The 15,063-nt window shown below is 33.6% G+C and carries 13 protein-coding genes and 1 pseudogene; 8 read left to right on the top strand and 6 right to left on the bottom strand.

Annotated features, from left to right (window positions below; translation table 11 throughout):
• Nucleotides 1-3 precede the first annotated feature (3 nt).
• The 3 genes from DRF60_RS19525 to DRF60_RS19535 all read right to left on the bottom strand — a co-directional run bounded on the left by DRF60_RS19525 (nucleotide 4) and on the right by DRF60_RS19535 (nucleotide 2,861).
• Nucleotides 4-1,260 carry an aminotransferase class I/II-fold pyridoxal phosphate-dependent enzyme gene (locus DRF60_RS19525; RefSeq protein WP_116014724.1) on the bottom strand — a complete coding sequence of 419 codons (1,257 nt, stop codon included), beginning with the start codon at nucleotides 1,258-1,260 and terminating at the stop codon, nucleotides 4-6.
• 391 nt (nucleotides 1,261-1,651) lie between these two features.
• On the bottom strand, nucleotides 1,652-2,011 hold the full coding sequence (locus DRF60_RS19530; RefSeq protein ID WP_116014727.1) for a helix-turn-helix domain-containing protein: 360 nt from the start codon (nucleotides 2,009-2,011) through the stop codon (nucleotides 1,652-1,654).
• A 106-nt stretch (nucleotides 2,012-2,117) separates the two neighbouring features.
• On the bottom strand, nucleotides 2,118-2,861 hold the full coding sequence (locus DRF60_RS19535) for a response regulator transcription factor (RefSeq protein WP_116014730.1): 744 nt from the start codon (nucleotides 2,859-2,861) through the stop codon (nucleotides 2,118-2,120).
• Between the two features lie 82 nt (nucleotides 2,862-2,943).
• Between DRF60_RS19535 and DRF60_RS19540 the strand changes: the two genes are divergently transcribed.
• From DRF60_RS19540 to DRF60_RS19555, 4 genes are all read left to right on the top strand, one after another.
• On the top strand, nucleotides 2,944-3,591 hold the full coding sequence (locus DRF60_RS19540; RefSeq protein ID WP_116014732.1) for a DUF1349 domain-containing protein: 648 nt from the start codon (nucleotides 2,944-2,946) through the stop codon (nucleotides 3,589-3,591).
• 420 nt (nucleotides 3,592-4,011) lie between these two features.
• Nucleotides 4,012-4,386 (top strand): hypothetical protein, encoded by a 375-nt coding sequence (locus tag DRF60_RS21240; protein ID WP_116014734.1) that lies wholly within the window; start codon nucleotides 4,012-4,014, stop codon nucleotides 4,384-4,386.
• Nucleotides 4,383-4,994 carry a response regulator transcription factor gene (locus tag DRF60_RS19550; protein ID WP_116014737.1) on the top strand — a complete coding sequence of 204 codons (612 nt, stop codon included), beginning with the start codon at nucleotides 4,383-4,385 and terminating at the stop codon, nucleotides 4,992-4,994. The genes DRF60_RS21240 and DRF60_RS19550 overlap by 4 nt, the downstream gene beginning before the upstream one ends.
• 352 nt (nucleotides 4,995-5,346) lie before the next feature.
• Complete coding sequence (locus DRF60_RS19555) at nucleotides 5,347-5,763, top strand: hypothetical protein (RefSeq protein WP_116014740.1); 417 nt, start codon at nucleotides 5,347-5,349, stop codon at nucleotides 5,761-5,763.
• Between the two features lie 52 nt (nucleotides 5,764-5,815).
• Here the strand turns inward: DRF60_RS19555 and DRF60_RS19560 are convergent, their stop codons facing one another.
• The 3 genes from DRF60_RS19560 to DRF60_RS19570 form a co-directional block, all read right to left on the bottom strand.
• The gene (locus DRF60_RS19560; RefSeq protein ID WP_116014743.1) at nucleotides 5,816-6,343 is read right to left on the bottom strand and encodes a thermonuclease family protein; all 528 of its coding nucleotides are present in this window, start codon (nucleotides 6,341-6,343) and stop codon (nucleotides 5,816-5,818) included.
• A 1,149-nt stretch (nucleotides 6,344-7,492) separates the two neighbouring features.
• A complete protein-coding gene (locus DRF60_RS19565) occupies nucleotides 7,493-8,146 on the bottom strand; it encodes a LuxR C-terminal-related transcriptional regulator (RefSeq protein ID WP_185144608.1) in 654 nt (217 codons plus the stop codon).
• Complete coding sequence (locus DRF60_RS19570; RefSeq protein ID WP_116014745.1) at nucleotides 8,130-9,887, bottom strand: sensor histidine kinase; 1,758 nt, start codon at nucleotides 9,885-9,887, stop codon at nucleotides 8,130-8,132. The genes DRF60_RS19565 and DRF60_RS19570 overlap by 17 nt, the downstream gene beginning before the upstream one ends.
• Before the next feature lie 437 nt (nucleotides 9,888-10,324).
• Here DRF60_RS19570 and DRF60_RS19575 point away from each other — a divergent pair, with 437 nt between their 5' ends.
• The 4 genes and pseudogenes from DRF60_RS19575 to DRF60_RS19590 all read left to right on the top strand — a co-directional run.
• Nucleotides 10,325-10,750, top strand: a complete 426-nt coding sequence (locus DRF60_RS19575; RefSeq protein WP_116014748.1) for a hypothetical protein — start codon at nucleotides 10,325-10,327, stop codon at nucleotides 10,748-10,750.
• A 172-nt stretch (nucleotides 10,751-10,922) separates the two neighbouring features.
• Nucleotides 10,923-13,934 carry a ligand-binding sensor domain-containing protein gene (locus DRF60_RS19580; RefSeq protein ID WP_116014751.1) on the top strand — a complete coding sequence of 1,004 codons (3,012 nt, stop codon included), beginning with the start codon at nucleotides 10,923-10,925 and terminating at the stop codon, nucleotides 13,932-13,934.
• Nucleotides 13,927-14,541, top strand: a complete 615-nt coding sequence (locus DRF60_RS19585) for a response regulator transcription factor (RefSeq protein ID WP_116014753.1) — start codon at nucleotides 13,927-13,929, stop codon at nucleotides 14,539-14,541. The genes DRF60_RS19580 and DRF60_RS19585 overlap by 8 nt, the downstream gene beginning before the upstream one ends.
• A gap of 269 nt (nucleotides 14,542-14,810) precedes the next feature.
• A pseudogene (locus tag DRF60_RS19590) lies at nucleotides 14,811-15,063 on the top strand (hypothetical protein); the annotation flags it as partial.

The raw sequence follows: 15,063 nt of genomic DNA on the forward strand, positions 1-15,063 counted from the left end.
TTATTATTTTTTTGCAATATGCAATTTTTTATTAATATCATCAAATACATTCAGTGTTTTATCAAGATGCTCTTTTTCATGTCTTGCTGTCACACTCATTCTGATGCGCGCGTCTTTTCTTGCTACTGCCGGGTACATAATGGGGTTTGTGTACACTCCTTTTTCAATCAATATTCTGCCAATATCCCACATTTTATTCTGATCTCCAATTTTTACAGGAATAATTGCTGAACAGGTAATACCGGTATCCAAACCCAGATCGTCCAGACCTTTTTTGAAATAGTTGATATTATTCCAAAGTCTTTCTCTCCAGATCGGTTCTTCATCAATTAAATCTATAGCTTTAACAATCCCTGCTGAGGAAGGCGGCGCTGTTGCTGAGAAAATCTGTTGTCGAGACTGGAATTTAAGGAATGATGCTATTTTTTTATTAGTAATAACAAATCCACCTAAATTGCCAAAAGTTTTGCTGAATGTGCCTGTAATGAAATCTACTTTATCCAGTAAACCTGCCTGCTCAAGGGTTCCTCTTCCGGTTTCTCCCAATATCCCAACACCATGCACATCATCTACCATGACATAAGCATTATACTTTTTTGCCAGATCATATATCTCATTAATGCGTGAAGTGTCACCATCCTGAGAATATACTCCATCTACAACAACAAGTTTCGTACGGTACGTATTTTCAGATATCTTCAAAATGTGTTCCAAAGCTTCCAAATTATTATGTGGAAATGTTTTTTTATTTGTAAAAGCGCATCCTTCATGTACGCTGGCATGCACTGCCATGTCCAAAATAGCGATATCTTCTTTCTGCATCAGAATCTGCAAGGTAGCACTATTAGCAGTGTATCCGGTAGTAAATATTACGGCTTCATCCTCATCTCTCCCAAAAAAACCTGCAATTTTTCTTTCTAAAGCATAGTGGTAATCAAAATACCCGCCAATAAGCGGTGTAGCTCCTGTTCCTGTTCCATATTTGGCAATTCCTTCTATAGCTGCTTCCTTTACTTTTGGATGCTGTGTAAATCCCAGATAATCGCTGGAAACAAAACTTACATATTCCTTATTCTGGTTTGCAATATTTATATTTAATGTTGCATTGGTTCCAGTTGTATTTTTCAATCTGTAATTCATATGTCCTCTGGATTTCATATGATCCAGGAATTGATAAAAATAATCTGCTCTTTGAGCAATATCATATTCAGGGATATTCTCAAAATCTTTAAATGTTGCTGTTGTAAAATCAATAGTCATCCTTAATGTTGTTAGTTGTTAATATTAGTTGTTTAAAGAAACAAATATATGATTATTTAAAGCCCGTAAATCCATCTATTATATTAAATATTACGCATCATATAACACATTCTGCGTTATGATCTGATAATCAAAATATTTCATATTTCAATTCATTTATTCATGCTTAAACAGTCAATATTTTTTTAATGAAACTAAATTTAACAAAAAAAATACAACAATAAATCACTATTACTAAATTAATCATAAAAAAAGACAATTGATTTCACAATTATCTCATTTCTACAATATTATTTGTTTTTAGAATAAAAAACTCTTAAAATTTCTAAGTTATCGCGAGACTTTCGACCCCTTTTTTTCTTTTTACTACACATAAATTTCAAGCTCAAGTTTATGAATTCAATCTGCTGATCTTTCTAAATTGTCCCGGTGTAATTGCAGTCATCTTTTTAAAGAACTTGGAAAAATTGGATGGGTCATAGGTAAACAGTCTTGCAATTTCCGCAATAGACTGATCAGAGTTTTTTATCATAACCTTGGCTTCGTTAATGATCTTTTCATCATAGAAAAAGCATGGATGCTGCCCTTTTTCTTTTTTTATAGTATCCGTGAGGTGCTGATGGGAAACAGCAAGCTGGCCGGCAATTTCATTGAGCTCCATAAATTCCGGAACAGCTCCGGTAATTACATCCTGAATATGCTTTTCAAGAAAATCAAAATATTGCCTGGTGATCTCTTCGCTTCTTTTCATTTGTTATCATCATTTGTTTACAATAAAATTTTATCTATAAAATTAAAGATAAGAATAAAAAAAACATGGTGAACTTTTCGGAGTTTACCCTATAAACGAACTCCCGTTAATAAAAGCTGTCTTTAAATGCCTGTACAGAATTTTTCACTTTCAGCTTTTCAAGAATATTCTGGCGATGCCTGCTTACTGTATTGATGCTTATGGACAGAAAGCCTGCTATTTCTTTACTGGCATAGCCTTCGCCTACATATTTTAAAACTTCCAGCTCTCTTTTTGAAAGAATATTCTGGTAATTCAGTTTATCTTTTACAATAATTTCACCTTTAGCTGTATTAATGATCATAAAACCGGAAACCGGAAGCTGCGTCTGATCCAGCGCAATATGATAAAGACAAAATGCAAATCTCAGCTTTCCGTTATCGGGAGAATAAATATAGAACATCCGGTGCTTTACAAGCCTATACTCATCATCTTTATCTTTCATCCTGATTTTTGAAAGAACAGAATAGTCTGCCCGAAGCTCTGGATCCATAGCATCCATCATTTCATAAAACCGCAGTTCATGAATATATTTTTTGAGCCTGTCATCCGGATGTATCTTTTTAATGATCTCTTCTTCCCAGATAGAATTGATCTCTGACGGGTTTTCCTCCATACTTAAACCCAATTCCCATGCAGCTTTAGATTTATACACATAACTTTTATCTGCCTGCATGTCGCTCAAAACAGCTATGGCACCTTCCATCCGGGAATACATTGATGCTCTCTGTTTATATTCTTCTATGTCAAGCCTGCATTTTTGAGATGACCTATCCAAAAGCCGGCTGTTCAGTTTTTCTATGATTTCCATAAATGGTTATTTATCAGTATTGATGAAATGTGGGTATAGTTATACTTTTGCTAAAATAATAATTTACACGCAGCTAAAGAGAATGAAGAGATTGATATTAAGTTTTTGCACTGTTGTTATGGTCCAGAAAACATTTGCACAGACTCTAGAAAAGATGAACTGGTTTAATGAGCCTGAAAAATGGGAAATTAAAAACAACAGCCTGTTAATGAAGGTTACGCCGCAAAGTGATTATTGGAGGATTTCCCACTATGGATTTACAGTAGATGATGCTCCTTTTTATTATACAACCTATGGCGGAGAATTTGAAGCAAAGGTAAAGATCAGCGGAAACTATAAGGCAAGATTCGACCAAACAGGACTGATGCTAAGGACTGATAAAGAGAATTACATAAAAGCCGGCATTGAATTCGTAGATGGTAAATACAATCTCAGTACTGTAGTTACGCATGGAACAAGCGACTGGAGTGTTATTACACTGAACACCACTCCTTCCGCAGTCTGGATAAAAGCCATAAGAAGACTGGATGCTGTAGAAATATTTTATTCTTTTGATGACAAGAATTATACAATGATGCGCAATGCGTACTTACAGGACAATACTCCTGTAATGGTGGGCTTAATGGCTGCCTGTCCGGATGGAAACGGCTTCACTGCAGCCTTTGAAAACTTCACGGTAAAACACCTTCCTGACCAGCGCAGGCTGAAATGGCTTGAGAACAACAAATAGCGATTGAATTTTATTCAATATACAGTCAATTTTATTCGCCTCCCTTTTTCGGGGAGGCTTTTTGTTTTAAATTTTCTTCCGAGCAGCATTAAGATTTAAAAAAAACATAATAATTTTTTCAAAAAAGGATACTATTTCACTGATTGAAGATAAAAAAATATAAAATCATGCTCAATGTGTCTGGTTATTAGATAAAATTCATATCAAATATATCTCATTATAGTAATTTATCTTCATAAAATTACTAATTTTACACCCCAAATATAGCTTGTTTAACAGCAAGATATCAAACGCAAACATATTAATGAAAAAAAATGCATTCAGTATTCCCAACACTTAAAAAACTTCGGCTTGTTTAATGACTATTATTAATAAATTTCCGCCCTAATCAAGCGGAGAGCATAGATCATTTATGTATTTATGAAAGCCTGGACTTTGTTTTTTGTAATTTTGTTTTCAAACATTTACGAACAACATCATATTTCCACGAAGTGTATCACTGGCAACGGATTTCTGCAGAACAGCGCAAAAACCATTGTCAAGAATGATCATGATTTTACGCGGTTCTTTACTAAAGCTGTTCAAAAAAAATTACAGCTGTTATACATACAGCAGAAAAAAGAAACCTTCTGCTTTCATACCTTTGAAAACAACCAAAAGCTAACTCCAATAACCACCGGTACGAAAATTGAATATCTGCCAAGATCAATGGCTATCATTCCATTAAGATTAAATCCAAATGCAGTATTTCAAAGAGCTATCGTTGAAACAACTCCTATTAAAAAATTTATATGAATGAAAGAATCTTAATCGCCGATGATCACTATGTAGTAAGAGCAGGAGCTGCTTTGGTCTTAGAGTCTGCTTATCCAAAGCTTAAAATAGATTTTGCTGAAAATTATGGACAGGTAAAAGAACAGGTTTCTGAGCAGCTTTACGATCTCCTTCTTCTTGACATTGATATGCCCGGAACCCAGTATAAGAAAATGATCTCTGAGCTAAAGAGTATCCAGGAAAGCCTGAAGATTCTTGTTTTTTCCGGACATGGTAAGGATGTAGCCATACAATATATCCGTGAAGGTGCTGAGGGCTATCTCAGCAAACAGGGCTGTGAAGAAGAGATCAGGGAAGCGGTAAAATCAGTCATTCAGAAGGGCTATTACTACCCTAGTGAACTGATTGGGCTCATTATTCAGAACAAAAAAAGTAATCCTGCGGAAAAGCTGTCTTCGCGGGAATATGAAATCTTTAAGCTCCTGGCGAAAGGGTCCGGAAATCTTGAAATCGGAAACAAACTGAACATCCAAATGTCTACTGTAAGCACTTACAAAAAAAGAATCTTTAAAAAACTTAATATTTCCAATATCGCAGAGCTTATTAAAGTGCATGAAATGATGCATTAAAAAACCGAAAGTAACTAATCTTAAACCGGAATTATATTATGACTTTGTGATGGACATTTTCTTTTATTTGTTGAAATGTTATATGTATGGCTATTGACAACAGAGCCCAAGAGACATTACAACTCTTTAACAAAACAACAGATACCACACAGGTACCACGTGAAATATTTTATTTTTCAGCTAATTTCAGCAAATTTCATAATTATTCTAACCTATAATTGATTATTTATGCTAAAAATAAATAAAACAGTCAACAACACAGGATATTTAATATTAGTCTAGGCATAATATTTGCAATTAATAATACACACATCTTTCTAATTTATACACACCTTTCTAAACTCAAAATATTATGAATGCAGCAGATCTTAAAATTAAAAACTTAGTTGAATACAAAAATCAGGTTTATACCATCACTGAAATATTTCAGGGGACAGGTAACGATTATTTTGTAAAAATCGAAAATGATATCCATAGTATTTCAGTTCCGGCAGACTCTCTGAAACCCATTCAGATAACAGAAGAGTGGCTTGAAAAGTTTGGTTTTCTGAGAACATACAGTTCAAATGAAAGAATCCGTTACGAAAGACCTGAACCGTTCATTAAATATGACATTGATCTGAGTTCAAGGAAAATCCTTGAGGGTTTGAAAATATACGGAAACTCGATCAGATGCAGATACATCCATGAGTTTCAGAATATCTTCTCGTGTCTTTTCGGAAAGGAACCTGCGGCTTCTAGTTTTGGACTGCTAAAGACAGAGTCTTAGTTTATTATTATTGACTATAAGGAAAACGCTACTCTTTTGTGCAGCGTTTTTTTTATGTAGTTTTTTCTTTTTGAGCCTGCTGTTCCCGTTGTTTTTGGAGCCTCTTCTTTTTAGCATTTTCTCGTTGCTCTTTACGAAAATCCCATGGAGAAATTGCTTTTTTATCCTGCCACAATCCAAGCTTTTTGTTTTTTGCCGTTTCCTGCATCTTTCCCAAGTCTGTATTCTTAGAATAGGAATAGTACCACCATCCATAGCCGGCTTTTATAATCTCCGCAGAAAGATATTTTCCATTGTCATAATATATTTTAGCCACTGAACGTCCATAGCGATCTTTATTAGTTTCTATAAACCTGATATTCTTTGCAAAAACCTGTTCTGAAGTAAATTTTTTTGCATTTTTCCCAAACGGCTGTCTGTTTTCAGGGCAGTCTACCTCTGCCAGCCGAAGTTTTTTCTGTACATTCCCGTCCAGTAAGACTGTAATTGTATCTCCGTCTGAAATTCCAACTACTTTAGCCGTTATCTGTGAGAAAAGCAAAAAGGGGAAACATAATAATGCTGAAAGAAATATTCTCATGATGCAAAATTATATATTTATTCGGAAACCTTTTACCAGACGGAGTTTTTATTATCATGAAAAAGAAATTATACGTGAAGTGTTTAGAATACCGTACAATAAAGAAGGAGGCTATCTGCCTCCTTTTTTCTGTATCAATGATCTACAAAGATCAAGTTAACTTCTTTATATTAATTTGTGTTTTTTAAGTCGATTTCAAGAAGTTACTTCAAGATCATTCATACCCAATAATTATTTCATCATTTGTGTCCTAATAACATTTACCGCTTGTATCAAAAAACTTTTTCAGTTAATGTAATCAGTTGGGCAAATTTTATTAAGACAAAGTAACAACATTGCTGAATAATATTCTTTATAATTAGCATCGATATATATCGATAAGAAGATAGATATTTATCAATAATACCTGTCCGAATTTCCTTTAACATATAGTTTTACCATCCTGTATTCAATAAAAAAGGAGGCTATCTGCCTCCTTTTTCTGTATCAATGATCTACAAAGATCAAGTTAACTTCTTTATATTAATTTGTGTTTTTTAAGTCAATTTCAAGAAGTTACTTCAAGATCATTCATACCCAATATTATTTCATCATTTGTGTCCTAATAAAGCCTACCTTTTTTGTATTAAAAACCTTTTCAGTTAATGTATTCGGTTGGGTAAACTTTATTAAGACAAAATAACAACATTGTTGAATAATATTCTTCATAATTACCATCGAAATATATCGATAAGCAGATAGATGTTTGTCAATACTCTTTCCCGGGACACATTTTACACAGGACTATTCAATCATCCTGACAATATTTAATAAAAAAGGAGGCTATCTGCCTCCCTTTTTCTGTATAAAATGACCTACAAAGACCAAGCCTTCTTCTCTATATTAATTTGTGTTTTTAATAATCTGTTTTCGAGAAGTTTCTTCAAGGCCATGCATACACTTATTATTTATCTCATCATTTATGTGTGTTATAAAACTTACCATTGTACTAAAACCAGAAAGTATCTTTGGTTAATCTTACTGAGACAAAGTAACAACATTAGGGAGAAATATCTCTTATAATCAACATCGATATATATCGATAAAACCATAGATGTTTATCGATATATAACTTTAACGGGAAGAAATGGGAAATGAATTTTAGAAAATCTATATTTTATGGTGGGTATTAATGAGGTCGATCAATTCGACAAGGTTTTCTATTTTTAATTTATCAAAAATATTCTTCTTGATAGTGCTCACGGTATTCTGTTTTATATCCAGATCATTTGCAATTTCCAGGTTACCATATCCTTCTGCATACATTTCTGCAATCTGCAGCTCTCTTTTGGTTAAACAGCTAAGCGGATTGGCTAAATCCGGATTCTGAACCAGCTGCAGCATCAGGCTACGGGAAAGTGGAGAGAAGTACTCTCCCTTATATACAATATCTGAAATTGCCTGTCTTATCTCTTCCTCTTCACTTAATTTGCTTACATATCCACTCGCCCCGGCTTTAATGAACTTCAGTACATGAATATCTTCTTCCAGACCTGTGAAGACTAAAACTTTAATATCCGGATTTACAGCTTTCATCAGTGGTAAAATATGAAGACTGTTACCGTCCGGAAAATGAGCATCAATAATAGCTATTTCCACTCCTTTTGACTGTATCAGGTCTACAATCTGCTGTGAGGATGAGGTTTGATAAATTTGGGAATTTGGAACAATTTCATCAATCAGGATCGCAATTCCCTGACGAACAATACTGTGATCATCCGCTAAAAGAAATACAATCTCTTTATTTTCAATTGGTGCTTCCATTATGATTAATGCTTAAATTTATTCTGAATGTTACCTTTGTCCCTTTATGCAGCTTACTTGAAACAGATATCTCCCCATTAAACAACTTTATGATTTCTTTACATAAATTCAATCCCAATCCGGCCCCAAAATTATCAACCTTGTCAGAGATCATCCCCTGATAATAAGGTTCAAAAATTTTCTCCAGATCAGAATCTGATATCCCTATACCGGTATCCCCTACTGTTGTAATCAGAGAAATGGTATTTTCATCTAGTTTCTCGGTTGCCATAGAAAGGTCGATCTGGCCGTTTTCTGTAAACTTGTTGGCATTTCCCAGAATATTCATAAATATCTGGTTAATTTTTATATTATCTGAATTTACAACTAAATCCGCAGGAATTCTGTTTGTCACCAGAAATTTATTGTTCCTTGTTTCTATATAAGGTGTAATAGCTGTTACAATAGAGTTAATTTCATCATTAAGATTAAATACGGTTTTTACCAGTTTCTTCTCAACTTCCTGGTTTTTTGTGTATTCCAGGATCTGGTTGGACTGTATAAGTAAGGTGCTGTTGGTAAACTTTATTGATTTAAGGTAGTCTTTTGTGGTCTCATCTTTCGTGGTCCTGTTGATCTTATCAATAAAGATATTGATAATTTTCAGAGGTGACATCAGCTCATGGCTCAGCATACCAAGAATTCTGTTTTTGAAATTAAGACTCTTTTTAATTTCTTTATTCGCAGCATTAAGCTTCATTTCGTAAATGAACGCTATTCTTGTAAAATACATAATCAGAATGGATACAATAAACATCAGGATCATTAACCCCAATACGAGATAGGTCCTGATTTTATTATTACTGGAGCTCTGTTTGTTATATTCTTTTTCTAAATCTGATTTAAATTCTTTAATAGCATTTTCGTAAACGTTGATCAGTCCATTGCTGTATACCAATAACTTACTGAAATTACTGTAGAACTTTATATTTTCACGTTGGCTTTCAGCCATGGATTGCTGCTTCTGAACTGTAGACCGCTGAATTTTTTTAACTTCGGTGGTATAATATTTATCCATGGATTTTGCCAGACTATCCAACCTCAGCTTTATTTTAGAAAGGTTAGCCGGCTTTTTATTGGTCATGGTAATGACGGTACTTTCCTTTTGCACATCTACTTTACCTGATATTGCATCTTTTAAACGCCCCATCAGGCCTTTCTTTTTGATGGTATCAGAATAGGTCTGAGTCTGTATGTTCAGATCTTCAAAATTGTCTATATTTTTATATCTTTCCAGTTCGTAATGCTGGTCCGGGATGATTGTTACTGGTGGCTTCAAAGAATATTGATATACAGAATCTATAATAGTCTGTAGCTTTACAATTTTCAGGGTATCTTTTTTTTGCTTTGCCAGTTTATTTTTCAGTTCCAGATGTGTGTCTCCATAATCATTTATCTTTTCGAAATTGCTATTAAGCTTCTTAAGGGATTCAAAGTATAACTTCAGATCTTTGTCATCCTGGCTGATCACATATTTTTGAAAGTAATTCTGTGCATCCATGAAATCTTTCCTCGAATTATCCGTTAAGCCGCCCAATGCTTTACTTTCGTCCAGTTGATTTTTAATAAACTGAAGCTTTTTTTCATTAATAAATTCGTTGTAAAAAAAAATGGCTATAATAACCTGTATCAACAATATGCACAGGATTAATGAGTAATGAACAACTTTCCTCAATTTAAAATCTAAGAATTTATATTTCATATCTTTTTATCAGCTAAAGTAGTTTTCTGATTATCTAAGTCTGCCGGTATTAGTTTTAACGCCATCATCACATGACCAAAATCATGCTAATGTTTTTATATTGCTCCTTTGGCAAAGTTAAAGTAATTTTGTCTTTTCATAACAGTAAACAGGTGATAAATACAGAGAACTAATTTTATTTCAAATTACAAAAATCTAAGAAAACTTCAGGATTTCATTCAGTGTAAGTGTATTTTCCGGTTCAGACATACATATTGAAAACAATAATCATTAGTTTTTTCTAAGTACATAATTTTTCATGGTAAAAAAAATGTCAATTTCCATGTTATACATAATTTTAATAGGGTTTACAACCCCTGAAATGAAAATCAATCTCAAGATGGGCAATATACATTATAATTCGGAATAATTATTCTAACTTAACATAAATTTGTGCTATGAAAATTCTTTCATTTGTATTTCTTTTATTTTGCTTTTTATATGCTCCGAAACAAAAGCAATACAGTTTGGAACTCAGTTTTGTGACCGACAGCAATAAACGTGCGCCCAATGCCAATGTGATCTTCATTAAAGACACCAAAGAAGGCGGTATTATAATTGAGAAGGTTACCGCTGACAATAAAGGTGTTTTAAAGCATACAATTTCTGAAGATTATTTTGATGAAAACGGCTTACTGATTATCGAAGCCTCATATTATAATCAAGATACCTATTATTTTGATTATCATGAGAAGCTTTCAAAAAAACAGTTTCCTTTCAAGAAAACGGTTGTCCTGGAACATATTGTTCCGCCGACCCTGGAAGAGATCAACAAGATGAATCCGCTGCCACCGCCGTCTCCCAAAGCTAATTACCAAGAATAGAAAACTGCTAGATATCAAAAAAACAAAACCGTGAACTTCCGTAAACCGAAAAATAATACAGCAGATATTCTGTTTTTATTTTTTTTGCCAAATATTAAAAAAAAACCTTTTATTGATATTGTTTTTACAAATTCAGTAATAACTTTGCCATACCATTAAAATAAAAAGATTTGTGCAAAAATATACTTCCGCTTTTCTCTTCTTCTTTTTTTCCATTATTTGCAGCCAACAATATAACATTCAGTCATATAATACAGACAATGGTCTTCCTCAGAACAGTATAAAAGATATTATTAAAGATAAATACGGCTTTATATGGCTGACCACTGAAAACGGAATTGTAAGGTATGATGGAATGAAGTTTGTAGTTTATAAAAACCTTCCACTAAACAATCAAAGGTTTACATTTTTCTATGGCTACCCTGAAAAAGACAGCATTTTTACCACAGGAGATTCCGGAAAAACTCTACTTATCAACAAAAGATCTCCAAAAGTTACAAAAACTTCAAAAAGGAATGTCGATTTTATAACCAGGGACAACGTCAATTACTTTTTATACTCTTCCAATTATATCTATACCACATCACCCGGCATAAGCCTTTATTTCCCATGCCAGGAAGGTATTTATTTCATAAGGGAAAATTCCATTAAGTACATTAACAATCTTTCTAAAGCAGAAGAAAATCTGAATATAAAAGCGAAATATAAAAATATTGCCAGAATATTCGTGATCGATAAGTCTGTATTCTTTATTGATTATCAGTCAAAAAAAATTCAGAAAATTGAAAGGGGAAAAATTGTTAGCTCTTATCATGAACCGCTATTAACCGACCCTAAAAGTAAAGTCTACTGGAGCAGGGTCAATAATCAGGTTTTTATATTCAACAGAAACAGCATTTACTTGTGCAACTATGAAGACAACCGGTTCAAAATATCAAAACTCGTAGAGCTTGATGATATTAGTGAAAATATTATCAGCGTATATTATGACAAAACATACAGAAGACTTTATCTAGGAAGTAGTACTTATGGCCTGCAGATCGTCAGCTTTACAGATTTTACTACTGTCCAGAGACCTCCTTCTAAGCCTGAATCTGTTTTTTATGCTACTTTACCGTATGGCAGCTCATCTGTAATCAATACTTACGGAGAGGTATACAACCGGGACGGACTTGTACAAGATAAGCATTTTAAAAGTATTATTCCATTCTTTTTGGCTTATGATCAGGAAGACAACATTATTGCCCGCAAAGCCAGTGACCTGCTACTGTATCAGAAAAAGAAAGCTTATACAAGAACTGTTTCCAAACGGAATACTATTTTAATAGACTTTTTTTTCGATACAAAAAGATACTATGCTTTTGAAGCTCTTGAAAAAATGGATGGAACCATTGGATACAGCGGAGTTCTTATGATATACAATGACCTTTCGTTCAAAACTGTAAAAAAAAGGGTTTTCTTTAATGACGAACCTACTAAATTCCTGAAATTTGATAAAGATTATCTGCTGGCCGGCACAACGAAAGGTTTATACAAAGTCTCATTAAAGACGAATAAAATAATCAACTTAAATCCGAATACCGAATTATCTATCCGCAACATCATACAATCCAAGGATGGTAATTTCTGGATCACCACTTCAGGAAAGGGATTTTATCTGCTGAAAAACAACCGTCTCATCAAGATGCCTTATGATGTGGACAATAATATCTCTTCTTCTCATACTATCCTGGAAGATCAGAACGCATTTTTCTGGATTCCCACCAATAACGGGCTTTATAAGGTTCCGGAAAGCCAGCTGCTCCAATATGTACAGGATAAAAAAACGAGGGTTAATTATTACAGATTTTCAAAAGTTTCAGGGTTTAAAACCAATGAATTCAATGGAGGCAGTAATGTGTGTGGAAATAAATTAGGAAATGGAGAGTTCGTACTTCCTTCTCTTGATGGTTTGGTTTTCTTCAATCCTACAGAAATAAAGAGCTACTATCCTGAAAGCATACATATAGAAAGAGCTGTTATTGATAACAAAGAACAGTATTTCGACAAAGTACTCAATCTAAAACCAGAATCCAATCGTATTGATATTTTTATTGATGTACCCTATTATTCAAACCCCGATAATCTAATTATAGAGGCAAAGCTGAGCGGAATACCCAACGCCAACTGGGAACCTATAGAAAAAGACGGAAAATTTTCCATTTCAAACCTAGCCTACGGAAACCATTCATTTGTAGTGAGAACACTAATCTCGGACAAGGGAGAATACCTTTATAAAAAGATAAATATTATCATTCCGCCTTATTTTTATCAGAGGGTATGGTTTAAAATGCTTCTCTCGTCTATAATACTGTTTCTCTTATACTTTTTGGTCAAGTGGAGAATACATTTCCTGGAAAAGAAAAACCATGAGCTGGAAGAAATCATAAGCTCCCGTACGAAAAGCCTTTCTGATACTGTTGAAAAGCTAGAGATTACAAAAATAAAGCTCCATAAAGAAATTGAACAGCAAAAAAAGCTCATCGGAACGATTACCCACGATATTACAACACCGGTAAAATTTATTGCCCTTACGGCAAAAGAGGCACTGAATAAGAATGAATATAGTGGGCAGCAAAATGAAAAAATTCTGAATTCTATCTACAAGTCTTCGGATCAGCTGTATAATTTTACCATTACCTTAAAAGAATACGCAGATATATACACACACCACCAATCCGATAAAACAGAACTTTATTCTCTGTATAAACTGATAGAAGAAAAGAAAATACTTTTTAATGCCATCGCAGAGAACAATAATACGGTAATCATTAATAATGTGGACAAAACATTGTGGGTATGGATCAGCAAGAATATCCTGTCAGCAATTGTTCATAACCTACTGGACAATTCTGTAAAGTTCACAAAAGATGGCTTTATTACAATAGAAAGCTATGTGGAAGGAAATATCATTATCCTGCAGATAAGAGATACCGGAATTGGAATGGATGAAAAGAAGATAGAATATTACACGAAACTTCAGGGCAATATTGAAAATGAAAAGTTATTACTGCAAAAATACGGGATGGGACTTCATCTAGTGTTGCAGCTTCTGCAAATGATAGAAGGGAAAATTGTCTTAAAAAAAAATAAATTAAAAGGAACTTCATTCAAACTGATTTTAACGAATAAAAAAAATGATTAAGAATATTCTTATTGCTGATGATCACGACATTGTTCTGGTAGGTACAAGCATGATTTTAGAGTCACGGATTCCAGGGGTCATTATAGACCAGGCTGAAGATTATCCGCAAGCCCTTGGAAAAATTTCAGAACGGAAATACGATCTTGTTATTCTGGATATCAATATGCCGGAAAGCAAAAATAAAAAAATGATTACCGAAATTAAGGCGTTGGATCCTGCAATAAAAATACTGATATTTTCGGCTTATGAAGAAGAAGTAGCCGTACAGTATATCAAAGAAGGCGCTAACGGATACATCAGCAAGCTAAGCAAATCGGAGGAAATCTCGGATGCTGTAAACAAAATGTTTTCTGACGGCTTCTACTACCCTTCTTCTATTGTACAGCAATTGCTTCAGGAATCTCCATTAGATTCTATAAAGAATTTATCTATGAGAGAGTATGAAATTTTCATTTTAATGGTACAGGGCAACGGCAATTTAGAAATTTCCAATAAAATGGGGATACAGATGCCGACTATCAGTACTTATAAGAAAAGAATTCACAATAAACTCAAAACCAAAAACCTAGCAGATCTTATTAAGTTATATCAAACCTATATTACCTAATTTCTCTTTATAAGTCACATCGTGTAGAAAATTTTCTACATAAACCATTATTTTATTCTACGAAACGCAATGATTTTTGTAGTAATATTTCTATATTTTTACATTATGAATAAACGAGCTTAAATTTTACAAGCAAAAAACATGCAAATTCATAATTTTTTAATACTAAGTAACCTAAAGTTAACGCATTATAAAATAAATTTATTATGTAACGCATACATAATTTAAATATAAAGCTAATCTGTAAAACTGAAATAAAACTGAAAATAATGCTAAAAAAAATTACAAAATTGGGACAAATAGTGGGGCTGGTGACCTCATCCGTCATTTTTGCACAATCTGGAAATGTAGGAATAAATACTCCAAATCCGGGATCTACAATGGATGTCAATGGTTCTATAGCTGCCCATTATCTTGCAGTAACTGCAGCTGTTTACAATTTAAATTCGTCGGATTTTCATGTCTCTTATAATGGTACCGCCAATGCGGTATTCAATCTTCCTGCAGCCATCAGCGGAGTGG

Origin of the sequence: Chryseobacterium elymi (assembly GCF_003385495.1) — a bacterium.
GTDB lineage: Bacteria > Bacteroidota > Bacteroidia > Flavobacteriales > Weeksellaceae > Chryseobacterium > Chryseobacterium elymi.

What these genes read in the sequence shown, in the direction of transcription:
- DRF60_RS19585 (WP_116014753.1), top strand. Translation starts at nt 13,927, where the DNA reads ATGATTAAGAATATTCTTATTGCTGATGATCACGACATTGTTCTGGTA.
- DRF60_RS19575 (WP_116014748.1), top strand. Translation starts at nt 10,325, where the DNA reads ATGAAAATTCTTTCATTTGTATTTCTTTTATTTTGCTTTTTATATGCT.
- DRF60_RS19560 (WP_116014743.1), bottom strand. Translation starts at nt 6,343, where the DNA reads ATGAGAATATTTCTTTCAGCATTATTATGTTTCCCCTTTTTGCTTTTC.
- DRF60_RS19565 (WP_185144608.1), bottom strand. Translation starts at nt 8,146, where the DNA reads ATGGAAGCACCAATTGAAAATAAAGAGATTGTATTTCTTTTAGCGGAT.
- DRF60_RS19525 (WP_116014724.1), bottom strand. Translation starts at nt 1,260, where the DNA reads ATGACTATTGATTTTACAACAGCAACATTTAAAGATTTTGAGAATATC.
- DRF60_RS19540 (WP_116014732.1), top strand. Translation starts at nt 2,944, where the DNA reads ATGAAGAGATTGATATTAAGTTTTTGCACTGTTGTTATGGTCCAGAAA.
- DRF60_RS19530 (WP_116014727.1), bottom strand. Translation starts at nt 2,011, where the DNA reads ATGAAAAGAAGCGAAGAGATCACCAGGCAATATTTTGATTTTCTTGAA.
- DRF60_RS21240 (WP_116014734.1), top strand. Translation starts at nt 4,012, where the DNA reads ATGAAAGCCTGGACTTTGTTTTTTGTAATTTTGTTTTCAAACATTTAC.
- DRF60_RS19550 (WP_116014737.1), top strand. Translation starts at nt 4,383, where the DNA reads ATGAATGAAAGAATCTTAATCGCCGATGATCACTATGTAGTAAGAGCA.
- DRF60_RS19570 (WP_116014745.1), bottom strand. Translation starts at nt 9,887, where the DNA reads ATGAAATATAAATTCTTAGATTTTAAATTGAGGAAAGTTGTTCATTAC.
- DRF60_RS19555 (WP_116014740.1), top strand. Translation starts at nt 5,347, where the DNA reads ATGAATGCAGCAGATCTTAAAATTAAAAACTTAGTTGAATACAAAAAT.
- DRF60_RS19535 (WP_116014730.1), bottom strand. Translation starts at nt 2,861, where the DNA reads ATGGAAATCATAGAAAAACTGAACAGCCGGCTTTTGGATAGGTCATCT.